General features: G+C 50.7%; 16 protein-coding genes. 2 read left to right on the forward strand and 14 right to left on the reverse strand.

All coding sequences use genetic code 11. The annotated features are described in order from the left end of the window. Nucleotides 1-14 precede the first annotated feature (14 nt). From BUE76_RS01325 to BUE76_RS01380, 11 genes are all read right to left on the reverse strand, one after another. The gene (locus tag BUE76_RS01325; RefSeq protein WP_073039353.1) at nucleotides 15-851 is read right to left on the reverse strand and encodes an SH3 domain-containing protein; all 837 of its coding nucleotides are present in this window, start codon (nucleotides 849-851) and stop codon (nucleotides 15-17) included. Between the two features lie 12 nt (nucleotides 852-863). Beyond that, complete coding sequence (locus BUE76_RS01330) at nucleotides 864-1499, reverse strand: J domain-containing protein (protein WP_158069911.1); 636 nt, start codon at nucleotides 1497-1499, stop codon at nucleotides 864-866. Between the two features lie 211 nt (nucleotides 1500-1710). Further along, nucleotides 1711-1992: a hypothetical protein gene (locus tag BUE76_RS01335; RefSeq protein ID WP_143157168.1), complete on the reverse strand. Its 282-nt coding sequence runs from the start codon at nucleotides 1990-1992 to the stop codon at nucleotides 1711-1713. A gap of 84 nt (nucleotides 1993-2076) precedes the next feature. Further along, on the reverse strand, nucleotides 2077-2421 hold the full coding sequence (locus BUE76_RS01340; RefSeq protein ID WP_073039356.1) for a hypothetical protein: 345 nt from the start codon (nucleotides 2419-2421) through the stop codon (nucleotides 2077-2079). A gap of 52 nt (nucleotides 2422-2473) precedes the next feature. Continuing rightward, nucleotides 2474-3025, reverse strand: coding sequence for a hypothetical protein (locus tag BUE76_RS01345; protein ID WP_143157169.1), 552 nt, complete (start codon nucleotides 3023-3025; stop codon nucleotides 2474-2476). A gap of 786 nt (nucleotides 3026-3811) precedes the next feature. After that, nucleotides 3812-4621, reverse strand: coding sequence for a phosphodiester glycosidase family protein (locus tag BUE76_RS01355; RefSeq protein ID WP_083596304.1), 810 nt, complete (start codon nucleotides 4619-4621; stop codon nucleotides 3812-3814). A gap of 119 nt (nucleotides 4622-4740) precedes the next feature. Beyond that, a complete protein-coding gene (locus BUE76_RS25405; RefSeq protein ID WP_394333528.1) occupies nucleotides 4741-5082 on the reverse strand; it encodes a DUF5763 domain-containing protein in 342 nt (113 codons plus the stop codon). Nucleotides 5083-5120: 38 nt separating this feature from the next. Beyond that, nucleotides 5121-5681: a CAP domain-containing protein gene (locus tag BUE76_RS01365; protein ID WP_073039360.1), complete on the reverse strand. Its 561-nt coding sequence runs from the start codon at nucleotides 5679-5681 to the stop codon at nucleotides 5121-5123. Between the two features lie 5 nt (nucleotides 5682-5686). Continuing rightward, complete coding sequence (locus BUE76_RS01370; RefSeq protein WP_158069912.1) at nucleotides 5687-6832, reverse strand: PorP/SprF family type IX secretion system membrane protein; 1146 nt, start codon at nucleotides 6830-6832, stop codon at nucleotides 5687-5689. A 28-nt stretch (nucleotides 6833-6860) separates the two neighbouring features. Beyond that, nucleotides 6861-15218 carry a PKD domain-containing protein gene (locus BUE76_RS01375; RefSeq protein WP_073039361.1) on the reverse strand — a complete coding sequence of 2786 codons (8358 nt, stop codon included), beginning with the start codon at nucleotides 15216-15218 and terminating at the stop codon, nucleotides 6861-6863. Between the two features lie 355 nt (nucleotides 15219-15573). Further along, the gene (locus BUE76_RS01380) at nucleotides 15574-16659 is read right to left on the reverse strand and encodes an AI-2E family transporter (RefSeq protein WP_073039362.1); all 1086 of its coding nucleotides are present in this window, start codon (nucleotides 16657-16659) and stop codon (nucleotides 15574-15576) included. A gap of 224 nt (nucleotides 16660-16883) precedes the next feature. On the opposite strand from BUE76_RS01380, the gene BUE76_RS24400 reads away from it, so the two are divergent. After that, nucleotides 16884-17021, forward strand: a complete 138-nt coding sequence (locus tag BUE76_RS24400) for a hypothetical protein (RefSeq protein WP_158069913.1) — start codon at nucleotides 16884-16886, stop codon at nucleotides 17019-17021. 347 nt (nucleotides 17022-17368) lie between these two features. Further along, the gene (locus BUE76_RS01385) at nucleotides 17369-17857 is read left to right on the forward strand and encodes a hypothetical protein (protein WP_143157170.1); all 489 of its coding nucleotides are present in this window, start codon (nucleotides 17369-17371) and stop codon (nucleotides 17855-17857) included. A 100-nt stretch (nucleotides 17858-17957) separates the two neighbouring features. Here the strand turns inward: BUE76_RS01385 and xseB are convergent, their stop codons facing one another. From xseB to BUE76_RS01400, 3 genes are read right to left on the reverse strand one after another with little or no spacing between them, the layout of a single operon-like run. Next, a complete protein-coding gene (gene xseB / locus BUE76_RS01390) occupies nucleotides 17958-18164 on the reverse strand; it encodes an exodeoxyribonuclease VII small subunit (RefSeq protein ID WP_073039364.1) in 207 nt (68 codons plus the stop codon). Continuing rightward, on the reverse strand, nucleotides 18142-19593 hold the full coding sequence (gene xseA, locus BUE76_RS01395; protein ID WP_143157171.1) for an exodeoxyribonuclease VII large subunit: 1452 nt from the start codon (nucleotides 19591-19593) through the stop codon (nucleotides 18142-18144). Before xseA ends, xseB begins: the two co-directional genes overlap by 23 nt. Nucleotides 19594-19604: 11 nt before the next feature. Then, nucleotides 19605-20636: a hypothetical protein gene (locus BUE76_RS01400; RefSeq protein WP_073039365.1), complete on the reverse strand. Its 1032-nt coding sequence runs from the start codon at nucleotides 20634-20636 to the stop codon at nucleotides 19605-19607. Nucleotide 20637: the final 1 nt, after the last annotated feature.

Raw genomic sequence — 20637 nt, forward strand, 5'->3', positions numbered from 1 at the left:
AAAATGCAGTACCGTTATTGATTGAATTCCCGTTCAGAAATCTTCTTTGCACTGAATTGGTTAGCAAAAGGCTTTTGGGAATACACTACATTGAGCGATAGTTCGTAGGAAGGCAACTGCCAGTTTTCATACTCCGTTCCACCCACCCAGGTATTGGGTTGTTTCCACTTGCGGAAATCAAGGGCATCCGATCCCTTTTCATACATCGCATACAGCAGAAACTGCACTTTGCATTGGCCTTCCACATTCGATTTGCGCAAGTCCTTACCATAGGCCACTTTCACGTAGTATTTATTTTCCGGAATGTTTTCCATCCGGTAGGTATCACCTGCTTTTACATAAGCAATGCGGATGCATTCGTTGCCCTCTAGGGTCATAAGCTTTACCACCACATCGGCATTGACGCCCACTTTGATGCGCAACACATTATCCAGTGTAGCATCGTATGCCGGTGTGATATTGTCGCAATCAGGATTGTCGCCGGTGGCAGCGTACACTTTTTGTAAATGTTTCGTTGCTTCCACCTCTTCAATAGGCAGCAGCCATTTGGCGGCCACATAACCTTCTGCGCCTTCAATACGAACCTTATACCACCCGATGCTGGCTGTTTCCAGCACACCAACGATCCTGCCTTTTTCCAACTGTCCCATCAGCACACCGGTGGCTGTTGGTGCACGGCGCATATGTACCTTGTCGCCAACAACCACATAGCTATCCTGCGCCTGTACCACAAGGCCTGCCAACAGGAAGTAAACAAAGGAAACAAACCTTGGAATGCCAGTAGCCGGTTGCCTACAGCAAGGCGATACGGAACAGCGAAATGAAAAAGAAGACCACAGTACTTTTAGCATAAAAGGAATTGTTTAAAATTTTAGTTCACCACTGCTATCCATCCGCACCGGCATTGCCTTTTGCAAGGGAATGGCTTCGTGTTCGATGGGCAGTGAAATATCCAATGGTTTGATCGGGGGCATTTCCTTGTTCAACAGGTTGGTGTCGATGCGCATGGACCGCAAGGCTGTATCCACCCGGTCATAACCGGGCAGATACCACGACGAGCCGCCAGCCGTATCGGCCACCTGTTGAACAGGTACTGGGTTGGAGTACTTCGAAGTATCACTATATCGGCACTCCCTGAGAAAAGCAGTAACCAATACAAAAGCGAAAACCCTAAAAAAAGGCTTTACCCATGGTGGGTCGGCATCCGGGTCTGTCACTACTGTTTGGGTGGCGGTTGCAGGTGCTGCAGTATTTGGCCGCGGGCGCACCGGTGCTCTTGCAGCTGCCAGCAGTTCATCATAGCGCCTGCGCTTATCCCTATCCGATAAGATATCGTATGCCGCATTGATGCTTTTCAGCTTTTCTTCGAAATAAGACGCACCGCCATTCCGATCGGGGTGATACTGAAATACTAGCTGCCGGTAGCGGTTCCGGACCTGTTGCGGGGTGGCATGTTCCGGAACACCTAACAGCTGGTACAAGGTTGGGGAATGAGGCATATGGGTTTTGGTTGCGGCGCAGGTACCGGTTTCAAACAGTGCACACCTTGTGGACGGCAAATATAAACGGCCGCAAAGGGCGGGTATTGTTGGTGCATCAATTTTCGAATACATCCTACAACGGTAGTTGCAAGATGCAGGAACAGATCACGCCGGGTGCAACACTTCATATAAAGCATACAGGCCCCACCTGGTTGCAGCCAGTATTGCATCAACCTGCAATGCCGATACTGATTTCCGCATCACACGGCTCTTGTTGTTCATCGGCAGTATCATCCTGAACCGGTATAAAACGGTAGGCGCGGTAACTACATACCGGTTTGATGTGCATCCGTTCTTCCACGAAGTAATAGTGGTGCCCATCGGTTTCATCATAATAGGTACTGGCAATGGTGTATACGGCACCTTCGGTTAACAGGTGTTCTGGCTTGATCCTATCCGGCCGTTTTGGATTGGAGCCATCGATAAACATCATTTTTTTCCCTGGTTGCATGTTGTTATGGTTTTTGTTGAAAAATGAAAGGATGTATACTTCCAGTAAAGCAATACCGGCCGATACATCAGCCAAATTTTATTTTCAGTCCTTTGTATCTTCGACATCAGTGCCATTCAGCCACTGTTGTACCTCTTTTACCTCGCGGCAGGTGAAATAGTACAACCTGATCTTCTGCTGCAGGGCAGCCTGTTCTCTGGTAAGCACGGTTGCCGATCTTCTTGCCCGGTACATGCGATGCAAACCTCCCTGGTAATCATCGTACAGTTCTTCAAGCGCTTCGAGCGCTTCCATTACCTCCGCAATGGTTTTACCGTTCACCGCCACAAAACGGCTGGTCATGGTTACCAGGTCCTCAAGGAAGGGCTCCATAGTATCATCAAACTGATCTAAGCCTTCAAGGGGCAAGGCATGTTTCTGTAATTCCATGTGGGCTTCTGTGGTATTGAACGGTTTTTAAATAGTGCTTGCCACCTGTTGGTTATAGCGCATGTTTCTCGGTATACCAAGCAAAAGCGGGCTGGCTGGCATCGCTGTTACGCTCCGGGTCGAAATGGCCTACATCGTAGTTGTAGCGCAACAGCCCGGCCTTACAGTAAACCTTCAGCGGCCAGCCATAATTCCATCCGAAGCCCAATGCCGTACCGCCCTTCAATGCCTTACCCACCAACTGACCGTCTTCAAACAAAGACACGATGGCCTGCCCCCTGCCCGCGCCATAGAGGCCCAGGTAAAAATGATCGAAATGGTAGTGATGACCTGCGAGGTTAAAACAGGTATGTACATGGTGATGATAAGTGCCCCCGGAGTTGATGGGCGTGACTTCGGTAAACACAAGCGGTACCGGCCATTTTTGCAACAGCCATACTTTGCCGGGCACATTTAAAGTTTGTGGCGGCGCAGGCTGGCCCAACTCCCGCATGTTCAGTGTTTGTGGGGTTAGGTCAAATGGTTTGCGGTGGTGCCAGGGATTGAAGAAAGTAAGACACTCGGACCGGTTGAATGCTGCCGGGCAGCTGCAGGGTTGTTGCATGTGCTTTCTGTATTAAAGGTTACAAAAAGCATCAGGGAGTAAATACGCAGGAGATGAAGCAGGTACTTCAAGCTTTTGACCATCTGGATGATCCGCATACTGTTCCACCGTTAGCCTGGGCCCGGTTGGCATCTTCACCCGCAGGTGAAGAACTCCTGATGCTGTACAAACCATAAACGTAGTAGGGCTTGTACTATTGTATGATGCAAAAAATATTTTCGGTTGTACGTTCCCGTAAACAGTATACTGATAAACGGAAACTTCCGTTGGATAAAGCTGTAAGATTCTATATATGTCCACGACCTGGTTGAAAACGGAATACAATTAAACGATGCCCATTGTACCTGTATGTAGCCCACGGTTTCAACCGTGGGATAGCAACAGCATAAACCTTGGTCAATAAAACCGTTTCAACGGTTTTACCGCCGTCAATTATTGGTTGGATACAAACTGAATAGGCAGCTACAATGCCGCATGTGTTCAAATTTTTATGTCGGCAGATTGCCAACAGCTCCAAACAAAAACCGTTGAAACGGTTGGCTCATAATTTTGTAGGTGCGATACCCCCCACGGTTAAAACCGTGGGCTAAACACGCTGCTTTGAAAAAAATACCGGCGTTCTCCGAGTTGGCCACAGGTTGGCTCAAAACCTATGGAACGCATCAAACCAATGCAACCCATTGAACTCATTGAACCTTTTGAACCCATTGAACTTACTAAACGCCCTATACCGGCAGATCGCACCGAACTACAGCCTGATTGAAACTTGCTCCAACTCCCCATTCATCACTCCTTCCCAACCCCTATCAGTACGCCAAAGCTTCCATAATCACTTCTATCCGGCCCGTAAGCCCCCGACACACCGCCATCGAGGTACAATGCGCTGGTGCAGCCCTTATCGATAAAGTATTGGGCAAACTCCCGGAAGGTGACCCCAAAATCGCTTACTGCCAACACCACCTTCCCATCGGGGCGGATGCCTACCCCGTTACGGATGGTTTTGCGCCTGCTATGGGGCAGCATGGGATTGATACTGCCATCAAGCACCAGTATGGGCGCCGACTGGGTAGCAAAGCGCACGCCTTCGGCCTTAAACTGATCGATGGTTACCACATCGGCCTTACCATCGCGGAGCAGGAAAACACCCTGGGGTTGCAGGCCGAAATTTACCTTGGGATTGTTGTAGCGGCGTATGCCTTTCAGCTGCCGGCCATTTTCTATATACAAGCCTACGGGGCCATAGTTTTCCATAAACATCCCGCCATTCATGGCAAAGCGGGTATCGGGCGCTACGCGCAACAAAGTATCAAAGCTGTTGATGATCCTGCCCCCATGTTTCCAGTACATGCGAATGCTGCCGGGCGATGCGATATAACCATAACACAGGTCATTCAGCAATGCGCTGTCTTTAACCCGCACGGGCAATGTGTTTACGAGTGCCGTATCCTGTACATAGCTGGTAGATACGAGCAAACTATCCTGAGGGGCAATGACTGCGGCAACACCTTGCGTTGTGGCAGTGTCCCTTGTATGGCTGTTTTTACAGGATAGCAGGGCTGCCAGCAGCAGGAACCGGAAGCAGTAGTAAGGTTGCATATAGATAGTGTTGATTGATGGTGAAAATTATACCCTGGAAAACCTGCAGGCAAAGAGCTGCAAGCTTGTAGTTGGATAAATGAATACAGTTGCAGTGATTATGTACACCCATCAAACATTTACCCGCCATGTTGATAGCAATATCCACCCGAACGGGCACTGCGGCTGCAGCGGCTGCCTTTCTGTGTAGTGGCATTGCATTGCCCGCCAGCTTGGGGTCTTACGGGTTGAACGCTGCCCAGTCCAGCGCCATCACCCGAAGGGTAACAGAAATCGCAAGGGTCTTTTCGCCTACGGATGGCAACACTACGCGCCACCCGCCTGATGCTGTGGGTACAACGGTTCAGGCCTTGGCATTGCCTGTTGTGGTAGGCATGTGCATCTGGGCTAATACACAGTAAAACATCAGGCTCCTGCAGCAACCTCGTAAGCAGCAACAGAAACAATAGCAATAATTTCACAAGTTTGAATTCAGTTTAGATATAAAACAGTTAACACATCAATGTTTGGCAATCAATACACAGGTGTAGCTGATATAATTGCTGGCACCACCAGCCCATGCATAACCAATACCAATATCAACTAGACTGCGGCTCCAATCATTCAAACCCAGCAGGTGTGTGCGATGCCCGAATGAAGGAACCCCATCATCAACCAACAACATGGCAATAGCCTCTTTACCTGTCGTAGCCCCGGCAGCGCAAGACTCAAAGTAGTTGGCTGTTTTATCCTGTATCCATGAAGGCTGCAGTTTGTAGCCTGCTTGGTTAATAAAATAGTTCATACCAAAACCATCAGGATTGGTATGGGCAAAATAATTTCGCGTAGCCATGTCCAACGCCTTTTGTGCAGCAACCCTTGCTAGGGTATCGTTCCACTTCAGGGCAGGCATGGGTGGCAAACCTTTTAAAAATGAAAGGGTGTCTGCAAAAGCAGCTGGATGCATTCTGATTTCATTCAATAAGCTAAAGGCTGCTCTTGCTTCAGAAGGCCTGAGTTCTGGTGTTGCAGCCAATTTACTCACCAAAAAGGCTGTGAGGAATAAACAAATACGTATCATGGTAATTAATAAAAATCTGCCGGGCAGCGCACCTTCGCTGCCGAACTGTTGCGGATGTTCAAAAAGCTCTTGTACGATACCGTCAGTTCAAAGCCACCCCGAAACTGTGAGGCGGTGCGCAGCTTGCTTACATTTACATCATAGGTCAAACCTATTGCCAGTTTATACAGGTCCAGCTTTACCACCGGCACCACGGCATCGTTCCAACGGTAAAAGGCACCTACCGAAAAACCCATGCTCTGGTCTTCGTCTTCCTGCAACAGGTCGTGTTTGAAAAGGGCGCCACCCTGCCCCTGTCTGTTACCGCCCTGCATGAAATAATCGGCGTACAGGATCAGCCGGTCAAACTCGCTGGTGGCTACCGACAGGCCCGCATTGAGCACGTACTTTTTATTGAGCCGTATATCGCTGGTACGGGCAAAAGCCACCTTGGGTTGTGTGAAGTGGAAATAGGAAGCGCCCACATAATAGCGGGTATCATAGCCCAGCACACTGCTGTACGACAGGCCTGCGGCGGCATCCCAGTAAGTAACATTGGTATTGCTAAACGTTTGCCTTGTAGGATTGGTAGGGCTGTAGGCGCCATTTACAAACTGGTCGTCAAAACTCAGTTTGGTAGGATCAAACCGTTGTTGCACCATACCGCCCAGGAAGCCGGCCGTGAGGTAGGCATCCCGGTCTTCATTCACCGATTTGTGGTAGGCCAGCAGGGGCAGAAACTGGGTACGCCCCAGCCGCGAGTCGCCGGCAATATCGTTGGTTATTTGTGCACCGATGCTGATATAATCGTTTGAGAATTCGGCAACGCCAAACTTCACCTCCGTACCCAGCGCCACGGTTTGGTAAGGCGTACTTACGCTGCCCCATTGGCTGCGGAAAGCACTGGTGGCCCGCACATCGCCTTTGTAGTTACCCGCCAGCGCCGGGTTGCGCAGCAGGGGCAGTTCGTAAAACTGTGAGAAGTTGATGTCCTGTGCCGCCGCCTGCTGTACTATGGTACAGCACACTAATCCAATGGCAAATGGCTGGAACCGGCCAGCATACCGCTGAACAACCGGCACATCCAAAGCAGGCCCCTTCCTGTCGTCCGTCGTCCCTCGTCCGTTGTTATAATTACGCCCCCTGCCAATCAATAGCACTATATATTTCATTATACAATTACCCAGCTCCATAAAACAGTTATTTCAGTAAAGAAGTATTTCCCTTATACGTATAAGTGCCGCCATTATCGCACACCACTTCGGCAGTGTACACATACACTTCAGGCTGGCCGGCTACGCCGCGCACCTTACCATCCCATCCATAGGTAGGATCATTGGGCCGAAAGCTGCTCTTTTCAAACACCACCTCGCCCCAGCGGTTGAACACCCGAAAGGTTTTCACCATGGCAATGCCTTTTCCGCGTACCATCAGGATATCGTTTACTCCATCGCCATCGGGTGTGAAAGCGTTGGGAATAAATACCTGGCTACCCTCACAAAACACCTTGATGTTAAGTGTATCGGTATCCACACAGCCATAAGGTGTTGTGCCTTTTACCGTATAAGTAATATCCTTGCGGATATAAGCGGTAGGCAGCGGACAGTTGGTACAACTGAGGTCGGTAGCAGGACTCCACTCCCAGGTGCGAATGGGCCCGTTTTGCACCACGGTGCGCAGGGGCAGCTGGGTACCCGTAGACAGGGTAAGGTCTGGGCCCAGCGAAATGGTGGGCTCGGTGCCCACGGCAACGGTTACAAAGGCCGTATCGGTGAAACAGTTGAAGCCGTCGTAACCCACTACGCGGTAAATGGTGGTGGCGTCGGGGCGTGCCAGCGGGTTGGCTATAGCGGCATTGCTCAGGCCTGTTGCCGGCGTCCAGCGGTAAGTGGTAGCGCCGCTTGCCTGCAAGAGGGTGGAGCTGCCGATACAGATGCTGTCGCTGGGCGAAACCCGCAGTTGCAAAGGTTGTATTACGGAAACCAATACGGTATCGGCTTGGCTGCAGCCTGCGCTGTTGGTACCCGTTACCACATAGGTGGTGGTAACCCGGGGTGCGGCAATGGGGTCGGCACAGTTGGTACAACTCAGCCCCGCAATGGGCGACCAGCTGTACCGCGTTGCGCCTGTTGCGCTCAGTGCCGTTTGTTCACCCAGGCAAAGCCTTTTATCGGCACTCACACTTACGTCGGGCGAAGTATTGATGGTGATGGTTTGCGATGCGGTATCGTAGCACCCGTTTACCGTTCCTACTGCCAGTTGCATATTATAAACACCCGCACGGGCAAAGGTGTAATCAAATGCTGCGGTATTGCTTTGTACCCCGTTCGACAGGGACCAGTTGACGGACCCGATGGCATCTACAGCCCGGATACTGGACCGGAACTGCGTACTGCTTCGGGTACATGCCAGTGCCTGCGCGATGATATCAGCAGCAGGTATATCGTTTACCTTAACGGGTACAAAACGGGTAAGCGTATCCCGGCAACCACCCATGCTGGTGGTGATCAGTTGCACAGGGAAAGTACCCGAATTGACATAGGTATGCTGTGGCTGTACACCGGCCCCCGTTGCACCATCCCCAAACTTCCAGGTGGCTGCCGCCTGTCCCGAGTAGGCCCTTGCTCCCTCCCTGAACTGCAGGGTAGTACCGCCACAGAAACGGTCTTCCACAAAGGTGAAGTCGGCTTTTACCTTATCCACGCTGATAGAATCCGAGCCCTGCAGCAGCACACTGCAACCCGCCCTGTTGAGCAGGGTTACCGAAGGGCGGTACTTACCGCCATTAGCATAGGCATGGTATACCACATTGGTGGTGGTTTTCAGTACCACCCCATCGCCAAAGTTCCACACTAAGGTATCGGTACCCGAAGCCTGCACCTGGAAGCGAACGGCATTATCATTACACAATATGGCGTTGCTGTATTGCAACACACCACGCGGACCATTGAGGGTAACGGTACGCTGGGTTTGGTACACACAACCGCCGGGTGCCTGTGCCACCAACTGCACCGCATAGATGCCGGCTTCTTTGAAAGTATGGGTCACCACATCGCCGGTGGCGGTAGTGCCATCGCCAAAATTCCAGACGGCACTGGTAGCAGGCGTATTGCGGTTGGTAAAGGTGACGGTCAGTGGTGCACAGGCACTTACGGTATCGAAGGCCGTAAACCAGCCCGCCTGGCTGCGTACCACGTTGATCTGTTGTGCCACACTGTCGGGGCATACACTGCCCGCACTGTTGGCACGCAGGCTGGTCAGCAACACGGTATACAAACCTGGGTTGCGGTACTGGTGCACCGGGTTAGTAGCCGTGGAGGTAGCGCCATCGCCAAACTGCCAGGCATACCCCGTGGCGCTGTCGCTGTTGTTCTGAAACTGCACGCCTTCTCCAATACAAAGGGTGTACTGGCCGGCATTGAAAGCAGCTTTGGGTTTGGGGTAAACGGTTACCGCTTCCGTGCTGCTGGTATCGGTACAGCCATTGGTGGCAAACAACCGCACAAGGTAGTTGCCCGGCTGGCGGTACAGGTGGCTTACGGTATCCTGGTTGCGGGTAGTGCTCAGGATATCGCCATCGCCAAAATCCCAGCGGAAGGAGGCGGCACCCCGGGTATTGTTGATAAAACGAACGGTATGGGGCGTACAACCAGCCTGCTCGTTGCCATTTACCGCAAAATCGAGCACAATGGTATTGGGTGATACCACCACGGCAAAACGGGCCGTATCGGTACCACAGGTATTGGTGGCAACCAGTTTTACAAAAAACGTATCGCGCACCGAAGTAATAAACGTGTGGCTGATGGTATCGGCATTGGACCTGTTGGCAATGGTGCCATCCCCAAAATCCCAGGTATAGCTGTTGCCGATACCCCGGGAGGTGTTGCGGAAGCTAACCTGCATGGGCGAGCAGCCCACGGTTTTGGAAGGGGTGAAAAGGGCCTTTGGCACTGACCCTACCCGCACCTGCTGGCTCACCCTGAAGGTGTCGCAGGCCGATATGGCATGTAGGGTAACGGTATAGGTGGTATCGCCAAAAGAAGGATTGGATGCAAAAAGGATGGCACCCGGCTGTGCCAGCGTGGAGCTGCGGCCATTGCCAAAGTTCCAGTAAAAACGGTACTGGCCGGCGTTGGGTGTGGTGTTGCTGAACTGCACCGTAAGCGGTCCGCAGCCACCCGTGGTGTTGAGGGTAAAGGCAGGTTGCGGGTTGGTATAGGTATAAAGGCGGCGCTCCATGCTGTCGGCCTTACAGCCATAGCGGCTGATGGCTTTGAGCTTGATATCCACAAAATCATTGCTGCCCTGTAGCACATAACCGGGAAAGCTGTTGCCGCTGCCCAGCAGGTTGCCGTTGGCGTACCACTGGTAGCTGCCGTTGCGGGTAGCATCGGGTTGCAGCACCACCACCGAACTGTTGATTGCAAAAGGCGCACATGCGGTATCCCGGCTAGTGCGAAAGGAAGCCACCGCATCGGGGTTGATGGTGATGATGACGGCCTGGCTGGTATTGCTTTGCGGCCCCGCGCAGAGGTTGGAAGCTACAATCCTCCGGAAATGAGTGGTAGCGCTGAGGGTACCGGGCTGGTAGTCGCGGGATACGGCGCCAGGGATAATCGTCCAGTTAACGCCATTGGCACTCTGCTCCCACTGGTACAGGAAAGCCCCGTTAGCACCCGCAGGATCGGAGCCCACCAACAGTTGGGTAGGGTTGCCGATACACAGGGTTTGGCTGGCGCTGATGGTATTGTTGGAAACGGCAGCCTGCACGGTTACCGCCACTTCCTGCCCCGGATCAGTACAGGGCAAGGAACGCACCATGCGGCGTACAAAACCGCTTTGCAAAGGCGTATACACCAGGCTAGCGCTCGTTTGACCATTGATAGGCGACCAAGCCGCTCTATTGGTACTAAACTGCCATTCGTACTGGGGAGTACCATTGCCCCCAGTAGCAGGCTGCCCGGCGATGGTGATGTTTTGCCCCGAGCAGATGGTGAGGGGTGTGGTGGTGATGGTGTTGGTGAGGGCGGGCTTGATATCGATTGTAATGTCGTCCTGGGTAGGAGCACAACCCGGTGCGCCGGTAACCGTCCAATGGAATACATAGGTATTTCCCAGCTGCAACCCATTGATCACAGTTGTAGGATTGGCCGGATCAACAATGGTAACCTGAGGCCCACTTTGCAGTTGCCATTGGCCGCTGCCAAAAGCGGGAGCTGTAGCCTGCATGGTATAGGAGCTCGCCGCACACAGATTTTGGTCGGGGCCCGCATTGGCCATGGGCGTGCCCGGCTTTACCGTTACTTGGAAACTAATAGGTGTGCCGGGACAGGAGGCAGCCCCCAGTTGGTACAGCGGGGTAAGAGTAATGGTAGCTACCAGGTCGGTGGTGCCGTTATTGGTAGCTGTAAATGCTGGGATTACAGCACCGCTGCCATTATTGAGGTTGATGCCGGTACCCGTTACCGTCCATTGGTACTGGATAACACTGTTGGTATAATTGCCCGCGTCGTGCACCGGTGTAATGGCCGCCTGGCTGCCACCCGAGCAAAGGGTGATATCGGCAATGGGCTGTACTGTTACCAAGGGCAGCACCGTCAGGGTAAAGTTTACAGGCGTACCGGCACAGGAAATCCCATTGGCACTACGGGTAGAGGTAATGGTTATATTGGCTACCTCGGGCACCTTTCCGGCATTGGTGTTTATTGCAGTAAAAGCGGGCAGGGGTCCACTACCAGAAGCAGCGAGTCCAATGGCGGTGTTGCTATTGGTCCATGCATAACTAATGGTACCCGCGGGGGTAGCGGAGAAATTGAGGCCACCAAAATTGGCATCCTTGCACAGCACCTGGCTCGCGGGTGCTGCCAGCACCGGTACCGGGTTTACCAGTATCTCTATTACTTCCGACTCCACACTGCAAATACTTGTTTTAGCAATGCGTTTGTAGTGCCGGGTAGCTGTTAGTACGGCAGGCTGGAAATCTTCGGAAGTGGCCCCGGCAATATTGGCCCATGTAGCGCCACCATCGGCCGACACCTGCCACTGGTAGGTAACGGATCCGCCACCACCCGTGGCGGTTTTGCCATCCAGCAATGAAGGAACCTGGCCCGCACAAACCACGAGGTTGCCGGTGTGAAGTGCATAATCTGTAATAGCCGGAGCTACTAAAACTTCCACCACATTGGAAGCATTGTCGGCACATACCCCGCTGCTTACCATGCGGCGGAAATAGGTAGTTGCGCCCAACACACCCGGATCGTAAAAAGATTGTGTAGCACCGGCAATATTGGTCCAGTTGGCAGTACCGTCGGCGGACGATTGCCACTGGAAGCCATAATTACCCTGGCCGCCTGTGGGTGCCTGTGATGCCTGAAGGCGTGCTGATGGCGAACCCGCACATACGGCTGCAACAGCATTGATGTTGGATTGTACAATACCGGGCTGTACCTGTATCACCGTTGATGTGGCCGAACAGTTGGCTCCCTGGGTGATGCGCTGGTAATACCGGATGGCAGAAATGGCCGGAACGGTATAGTCTTCCCCTGTAGCGCCTGCGATAATCGTCCAGCCGGTACTGCCGTTGGCCGACTCCTGCCAGGTATAAGTGATGGCACCACCGCCGCCAGTTGCAGTTTGACCGTCTATTACAACCGGAGACGGCCCGGTACAAATGGGTGTGGTGGTTGTGTTCAGGCCAAAGCCACTCAATGCGGGCTGTACGGTTACCACCACCACATTGGAAGGATTATCAACACAACTGCCACTGCTTACCAGCCTGCGGAAATGGGTGGTAGCCGTGAGTGCCCCGGGGTTATAGCTGCTGCTGGCGGCCCCTCCGATATTAGCCCATGTAGCACCTCCATCTGTTGAGGACTGCCATTGATAGGTAAAGGACCCCAACCCACCACTGGGAGATTGGCTGGGATTAAGCGAATTCGCAGTGCTGCCCAGGCAGATGCTGTGACTACTGCCGATGCTGTTTCCGGTAATGGCAGCCTGCACCTGCACCATAATGGTAGCTATAGGACTTATACAGGTACCATCTGTTTGGGTGATATAATAAGGGGTGTTAACCACAGTGTTCGTTAGCGGCGTTGGCGCCGTGGCACTTCCACCCGTAAGGTTGCTGTTGGTATACCAGGTAAGCGAATTGCCGGCCGCAGCCGTTGCGGTAAGTGGTGGGGCCGTGGTGTTCTGGCAATAAATCACCGGGGTGGATACCACAGGTGCCAGCGGCCTTGGGTTTACAGTGATGGTAAAACTCACCGGTGCACCGGGGCAGCTACCCAGGGGTGTAACGGTAATGGTGGCTACCTGTGGCGTGGTGCCGCTGTTGGCAACAGTAAAGCCCGAAATGGTACCATTACCACTGGCGGCAAGGCCGATGGCGGTATTGCTGTTTGTCCAGTTATAAGCAGTACCGGAACCAGTAAAAACGATCTGCGGTTGCGTACTGCCGGCGCAAAGCACCTTGTTGCCGGGATTGGTAACCGTTGATGCCGCTGTGATATTGAAAACCTGGTTGGCTGCCGTATTGCCGCATTCATTGCCTACCGTGAGTACCACCGTTTGCTGGCCGGTGCCACTATACTGTATGCTTCCGGGAGTTGCCGTAGCAGCGGATGCCGGTGCGCCGCCCGCAAAACTCCATGCATAAGTAAGGGGAGAAGTGCCGTAGCAGTTGTTAATAGCAGCAGCAGGACTGATACTTCCATTCTGGCAGATATTGGCAATGGCACCAATACTTACCCTAGGCTTGTCTTTTACCGTAACGGTTCGGGTAAATACCGCCGACGTGCACAGCCCGCCGGGATTGATCACCTGAAGCCCGATGGTATACTCACCGGGGTTGACAAAACTGAATTGGGGACTAACCGAGCCATTGCTGGTATTACCGGTAAACGAATAGCCGGAACCACTGGTACCACAATTTTGCGGGTTGCTGTAGGTAACAGTCCACAGGTAACGGTAGGTGCCGCATAGCGGCGACCCCGAAGTGTTGGTAGTAGCCACAGCAAGGGGACCGCAGCCAATAGTATTATCAAGGGTAAAACTGGCAACGGGTGGCTCGTTTACACAAATGGTTTTGGTTACTTCCTGCGTGCCGCACAAGGGGTTACCGGTTTTGAGTTTGATGGTATAGGTGCCGGGGGCAGAGAAACGGAGGTTGATGGTTGCAGAACCTGCCATCCATAAAGAGGGATCTGTATTACTATTATCATTACCCAATTGGCCGGATGTTACAACCCAGCCAGTAGCAGGCGTAACACTCCATACCGATTTGCTGGGAACACAATTAGACCCATTGATATAATTGCCGATAGTACCACTATTAGAAAAGGGTACATCCAACCCGGTACATACACTATCCTTAGGCGTGCTGATTACCGGTTGTGGACGTTCGGAAACATAAATGGGTACTACGGTTGCAGAGGAAGACTGACAAGGGTTAGAAGCGATGATTGTAGCCGAAAAAGAATTGTTGAACACCGGGTTCGACCCGCTATTGGTATTACAAGAGGCCCTGTTGAAGGTATGCGTTACATCGGCCGGTGCAGGATGCGTGTAATTTATATCAGGTGTTCCATCATTGAAGTTAACCTTATAGGAAGTACCCGGTGCATTGGCGCTGGTACTGGAGATTGGAAAGGTAAGCGTACTACCAGTGCAGATGGTGGTATTGCCCGGATTACCCAAACCCACTGCAGGGTTACTACCTACAAACACAGCATACTCAGCGCTGGCTACACAACCATTCTGACCAGTTACCTCAAACTTTAAATCCTTTGTACCCAGATTGTACGAGTGGGTTTGAATGCCAAAGCTGCTGCCGGTAAAGTCAGGCGTGTTATCGCCCCAAACAATTTTATAACTCGTATTGGCGGTAGTAGACTGGTTGGAAAAATTAAACAAATAAGAATTGACACCCGTGCACTGCTTGAAGTACGTTTTATTATCATAAGAGCTGGCACCCCCTGAGCCTTCCAAATCTGTTGAAGGCACCTGCTTCACTACAACCGTTTTTACCTCCTCATCCGTGCAGCCATCCGCATTGGTAACCGTCAAACGCACGGTAAAATTTTGGTTGTTATTGCCAATCACATTATTGATAAAGCGGTGGGTGGGACTTGCCAAGGTACTGGTATTGGTTGCCCCAGCGGCATCGCCAAAGTTCCAGGCATAACTAAGCCCTGTGCCGGTAGATGTATTGGTAAAAGCAACCGCAGTATTGGCACACAAATTATTTGCGAAACTGAAGTCGGCTACCGGCACGGAGCTTTCTGCCAATACAAAAGCCGGAGAAGTTGTGGGTGTGCCCCCTAGTGTTTCTATTACCTCGTAAGAACCAGAAGCAGTAGCTGTGTATGTACTGGCAGTAGCAGTGGGAATCTCAGCACCATCTTTTTTCCACTTATAGGTAGCCCCGGCTACCGGGTTTTGTACCCGCAGGGTAGTTGTTCCGCTGGCGCCACAAAGTGGGCCAGAAGCAACAATGGTTTGGCTGTACAGGGTTACGGACAGGATAAGGGTCAGGATCAGGCCCAGGGTCTTTTTCATCAATAGCAGTTAGTAAGAAAAGGAGAACAGACAGCAAGATATTACCGGAAAGGGATATAAACTGATCAGTATAAAAATAAGACAGGGCAAAAAATACAAATGCGTATTTATACTTACAACCGTATTGCTATAAACTTAAAGACGGCAAAGTTGCTGAAGGAAATGCTGTATACGCTGTACCTATATCAATTACCTGTTCCAAACAGGACATAGCATTTCAGCCGCTGTTGCTTTTGCAGCATTGGCTACGGTGCGCTGGCCCGCCAACGGCTTTGGTCCAGGCTCACTCCAGCCTTATTGGTAATCCATGGCAACTGGCCGGCCGGAACACCATGAACGGGAGAAGAAAGCAGGTTTACTGCTCCTTTTTCCGGTAAACGATGGCTTCGATCCTTGCGGGAAGGGCGGCATCGGCAGGCAGCCGGTTTTCATAAAAATTCTCGTAATAAGCCTTGATGATGGCAGTGAGTGGGGTGGCCAGCAGGATACCGGCAAATCCAAAGGCTGCACCCATGGCCAGCACCATGAACAGGATGGGTACCGGGTGGATGTTCATGGTATTGGCGCGGAGTGGCGGCATCACGAAATCGGCCATAATCTCGTCCATGGCAATATAGAAAACAGCCACCCAGATGGCGGTGGTATTGCTGATGGAAAGGGCCACCAGCGTGGGCGGCACTGCCATGATATAAAAGCCCAGCCTGGGAACGAGTACGGCAAAGATGGCCACGGCACCCCATACCCACGCTCCGGGTACCCCAAGCAGGGAAAGCACCAATACGCTGGCAATGGCTACGATAAAACCGCCGATCAGGTTGGACTTAAACCAGCCCGACAACATCACTGCGGCCTCCTTGAAGGCCTTTTGCGCGGGGTCGCGTTTGTTGGGGTGAAAGAAAGAAAAGTACAGGGCGGCAAGTGGCCTGGGGTTGGCCACGGCGTACACCACCATGCTGATGACAATGATGATGAGCAGTACCCCATTGAGCACGGAGAGCGAGATATTCCCGATCCGCATCAGGGCCTGCGCCAGGGAAGGCAACCCGCTCCCGGCAGCAGCGGGGCTGCCCGGCCCCGGCTGCTCCATACCGGGAATCACCTTGAGCCAGCCGGCAAGCCTTTCCTGGACGGTGGCCGCATACTGGGGCCCATTTTTGACCAACACTTGCAGCTGCTGTGCAATGATGGGCACCACGATCCAGGCAATAATACCCAGAACCAGCAAGATAGCTACGAACACCGCCAGCACCGCCCAGCCGCGTTTCCATCCCCTTTGTTCCAGCCTGCCCACCGGGTGGTTGATGATCACCGCCAACACCAGCGCCACCAGCAAGAGCAGGATGGCGGAATAGACCTGCAACAGCAACCACAGGAAGACCATGGTGGCTGCAGCAAACAGGATGCTCCGGGTAAGGGTTTGGTAAAGGGCTTTGGAATCCATGGAAAAGCGGGTTTAAGGGGCTGATTAAATGTAGGCAATTGCTCACAGGGACACAGGTTACAAATGGACCACGGCTATATAGTGTGCGTCCTACCTGGCCTTTGGCAAAGACAAAACGAACCTTTACCTTCGGAAGACATTCCCACATAAGCATAGTCAATTGTAATGAGTAACAGGCTTGTACCTGAACAGGTCCTCTATGTACTTATCTAAAACATTTGACTATGCCTGGCTTCCCTAAAATTTACGATGACCTTGGTGGCTTTTGGATGCTTGAGGAAAAACTCCGCAACCAGTGGCGCAAAACCATCTACCCTGTGCTGGAGGTAAACGACCACCCCATCACCGACCACAGCCGGTAGCTTCAACCTGCAACAGCTGCTCCTTTCACGGAAAAAACCAGGACGGTATGAGCTCATAACCCCAGATAGGGGCTATAACCGCTATAAGGACCAACAGCCCCAACCTGTCCAGGTAAGCCACCATCCCACCCATATCAGCTGGCACCTGACCTCACCCGGGCTTGAACGGATCTATCACTTTGATAAGGAGCAATATGGCAATACCGCAGAACAGCTGAAAAAGGAGTTGCGAGGCATCATCAGGCAGTATCATGCGTCTATTAAAGACGGAGCAATAATCATTCAATCATCCTTTCACGTTAAACACTATCCATTCATTCAGGATTTGGCCAAAAAATATCGCATCTATGACTACGAATTCAATTTTGACGGCGGAGCTGAAATACTATAAAATGCTCACCCCCGAGTGCCACTGGCGGCAATACCACACCCGGGAGCTCGCGCAGATAGAACTCTTTGCCGATGGCATTCCCCTGATAGATTACAGCATACGCAATGTGTACCTGCTGCGGCTGCAGAGGGCGTTGGAAGAAGACGGTGAATATGAGATCTTTTGCTGCTCCTGTGGTACAGCCCATTGCGGGGCGCTCCCGGATGCTTTTGTACTCATCCGCCACGAAGGTGACCGACTCCACTGGACCCATACCGGTGATCTGCCTAAAGCCCGTTACACCTTTGTAACCGAACAAGTGCGTGCTGAAGTGGCGCGGTTGGAAAAGGAACTCTATGCATGGTTTGCAGCCACGCCAGACCTGCAAGAGCCGCGGTCACAAGAGGTGCTGATGAGCCCGGAGGAGGTGTACCTAGATTGGAAGAGGAGAACTTTACATCTGTAAAGAACCTAACTATTCTTATTAGAACTTTCAGCGATCAACAACGAACGTGGGATTAACTGCTCGTTAGATCAACAAGCTAAATTTCCTACGATTTTAAAGTTTAAGACCCTCCCAAGTTCATCTGGCCGATAATATTATTGACCTCTTTTTCAGTAGAGCGGAGCTTGTCTTGGCAATACCCAATTAAGAACGAGGCTCTTTTAACCTTTTCCGCAAGCACATCAACCGACACAGATTCAGCTTCGATTTCATGAGCAAGCTGCTTTAATTCCTGATAGGCTTTCTCATAAGTTAAACTCGTTTCCATTTACTTCTTTCTTGGTTTTGGTATTGGCGATAATTTCAGCACTCGCCATACGGATTTTGATTTCAGTACCAAGGGGCACGTTTCCGGCATTGGCAACAATCTGATCCTTATGGTAGATTATGGCAAATCCTTTGTTCAAAATGTTGAGGGGACTCATTAAGCGACAAACAGAGTCGAAATGCCCTAAGTACCCTCGCTGGTTGATAAATAATTTCCGGATATTAACCTTTAGGTTATCTCCGATGTTTTTTAGATCCCCATTTTTACCTGCTACGATGATTTTGGGTTGGCTGATAAATTGGTTGCTAAGGTGAATCAAGTCACTTCGGCGATGCAGCAACATTTCTTTTGATTTATTCACCACAATCTGGTTAAAACGGGTATGCGCTTCTTTCTGCCGGGCAATCACGTCCTTTGCTTTATTTACTACAATTGCATTAAAGCTGTTCATAGCTCTGTTGTTGGCAGCAAGCATAGCCTGGGCTTTAATCAAGATGTTGTTCCGAAAAGCAAGCATTGCTTCTTCAAAGTGGCGGTTATGAGCAATGATGAACTCGGCAGCCTTTGTAGGTGTCTTGGTGCTTGTTTTAGCTAGCAGATCAGCAATTGTTTCGTCTTTTTGGTGGCCAATACCAGTGATTACAGGAAAAGGCAATTTCGCCACACGGCGGCATAATTCAAATTGGTCAAAAACCAGGAAATCTGTTTGAGCGCCGCCGCCCCTGATGATGATCACTGCGTCATAAGCTACCTGTGCACCTACAATTTCATCAAGTTTGCTGCATATCTCTATCCCGCTAGCTTCCCCCTGTACCGGTGTAAAATATCGATCAATAGTGAAGCGGTATCCAAATGTATTAGCGTCTAGGGTGTGCTGAAAGTCTTGGTAGCCGGCTGAGGAACTAGAGGTAACAACGGCTAACCGTTGTAGAACAGCATTGTACGGTAAGCTTTTATTTGAAGTGATGTATTCATTGCCTACTTTTTTGATATAGCCCGTACACTCTGCCAAAAGGCGTCTAAGGGTTTCCTGCCGCTGTTGTTCGAGCACCCCAATGGTGTATTCCGGGCTGATATCGACAATGGTAAGCTTTAGGCCATAAGCAGATTGGTAATTGACGCTAACCTTGACCATCACATTGATGCCGTCCTTGAACTTTTGTCCTGTAATGCGCTCAAATTCCTTGATCCGACTGGAACCAGCTTTCCAGGCCACTGCTGAAATCTTAGCCACGATATCATTTGAGCCTTCTTTCTTCTCCACCAGCGCCAAATACCGATGATCCTTTGCAGGGTAATGTTTGTGATCCGTAACATCAGCCACCACCCAAAAATGCTTCCCATCGAAATACTTCTGAAACATTCGCTCAATACTTCCGGTGAGTTCGGATAGTTTAAGCGCTTTTGTTTGCACTGCTGTTACCGTCAAAACCTATTAAATTAATTGAGCAAATAGTTTAGGCTATGGTACATATTGATTGCCAATGCCTTTCTAATGAATTCAAGCCTTTTCGTAAATTGACTAAAGTAAAGACCTATTGGTCGGATTGTCCATTCAGTGTTTGTGTCATATTTCCCTTTGAAGCTATGGCCACAGCTAATCCAATAAGCATTAGAAAGAATGTTACGGTCATGCATCTTCTGAACTGCATTTGCTACAATTTCTACATGGATAACCCCGTTGCTTTTTTTGTAAACAAGCTTAGCGACATGGCAGAGCCTGCTAAAGTTCAAATGATACCTATTGATTACCTCCCTATTAGCTTTCGCCCCCTTTTTCAACTCAAAAGCTTCTTGGTCCTGAACCATCACTAAAATGTGAAGAGGTATCTTTCTAAGGTCAGGCTTGTGAAGTTTTACTAAGAATTCTGTTAGAAACTCTTCACCTTCTGTATGCAAGTAAGGGTCTTCAATAATAATTGAGTGAGCCGCGGGTAATGGACCCATCAAATTACCCAAGTTCACTGATTGAAGTGCCCCCTCATTATTTACACATTCAATCGTATTTATCGCGAAGGAACTAATGGAGCGATTGAACTTAAAAGAACGGGGAATAGTTATAATCCCAGTTTGATTAGCAACACGTATCGCTTCTCGCTCATTTTGATCAACCAATAAGTAAGTAGGCAACACTTGACCTGAAAGTAAACTCCATTGCGTTGGATCTTTTACAATCTCAATCGTATTCTGACATGACTTTAATTTATTGTTTGACGAAAGAACCTGAATATTTAAAGCAGTTTCTTGGTTTATTCCCAAAGGCAAATCACTCCCATAATGCAGCGCATGAAGAACTTGACAAATAGTTTGGTCATCTAGATCGAGGTAAACACTCGACCGCTTGAAGATCAATTCATATAAAAATGACAAATTGGCCCGTTGAGCAACATTCAAGAAAGGCTTTTTTGTCTCCTGAACAAAAGCATCAAAAAAGCCTAATTCCATAAATAAAATCGGCTGAGCAGATGCCATA

It is taken from the genome of Cnuella takakiae (assembly GCF_001953305.1).
GTDB classification, from domain to species: domain Bacteria; phylum Bacteroidota; class Bacteroidia; order Chitinophagales; family Chitinophagaceae; genus Flavisolibacter; species Flavisolibacter takakiae.

What these genes read in the sequence shown, in the direction of transcription:
- BUE76_RS01325 (WP_073039353.1), bottom strand. Translation starts at nt 851, where the DNA reads ATGCTAAAAGTACTGTGGTCTTCTTTTTCATTTCGCTGTTCCGTATCG.
- BUE76_RS01330 (WP_158069911.1), bottom strand. Translation starts at nt 1,499, where the DNA reads ATGCCTCATTCCCCAACCTTGTACCAGCTGTTAGGTGTTCCGGAACAT.
- BUE76_RS01335 (WP_143157168.1), bottom strand. Translation starts at nt 1,992, where the DNA reads ATGCAACCAGGGAAAAAAATGATGTTTATCGATGGCTCCAATCCAAAA.
- BUE76_RS01340 (WP_073039356.1), bottom strand. Translation starts at nt 2,421, where the DNA reads ATGGAATTACAGAAACATGCCTTGCCCCTTGAAGGCTTAGATCAGTTT.
- BUE76_RS01345 (WP_143157169.1), bottom strand. Translation starts at nt 3,025, where the DNA reads ATGCAACAACCCTGCAGCTGCCCGGCAGCATTCAACCGGTCCGAGTGT.
- BUE76_RS01355 (WP_083596304.1), bottom strand. Translation starts at nt 4,621, where the DNA reads ATGCAACCTTACTACTGCTTCCGGTTCCTGCTGCTGGCAGCCCTGCTA.
- BUE76_RS01365 (WP_073039360.1), bottom strand. Translation starts at nt 5,681, where the DNA reads ATGATACGTATTTGTTTATTCCTCACAGCCTTTTTGGTGAGTAAATTG.
- BUE76_RS01370 (WP_158069912.1), bottom strand. Translation starts at nt 6,832, where the DNA reads ATGAAATATATAGTGCTATTGATTGGCAGGGGGCGTAATTATAACAAC.
- BUE76_RS01375 (WP_073039361.1), bottom strand. Translation starts at nt 15,218, where the DNA reads ATGAAAAAGACCCTGGGCCTGATCCTGACCCTTATCCTGTCCGTAACC.
- BUE76_RS01380 (WP_073039362.1), bottom strand. Translation starts at nt 16,659, where the DNA reads ATGGATTCCAAAGCCCTTTACCAAACCCTTACCCGGAGCATCCTGTTT.
- BUE76_RS24400 (WP_158069913.1), top strand. Translation starts at nt 16,884, where the DNA reads ATGCCTGGCTTCCCTAAAATTTACGATGACCTTGGTGGCTTTTGGATG.
- BUE76_RS01385 (WP_143157170.1), top strand. Translation starts at nt 17,369, where the DNA reads ATGACTACGAATTCAATTTTGACGGCGGAGCTGAAATACTATAAAATG.
- xseB (WP_073039364.1), bottom strand. Translation starts at nt 18,164, where the DNA reads ATGGAAACGAGTTTAACTTATGAGAAAGCCTATCAGGAATTAAAGCAG.
- BUE76_RS01400 (WP_073039365.1), bottom strand. Translation starts at nt 20,636, where the DNA reads ATGGCATCTGCTCAGCCGATTTTATTTATGGAATTAGGCTTTTTTGAT.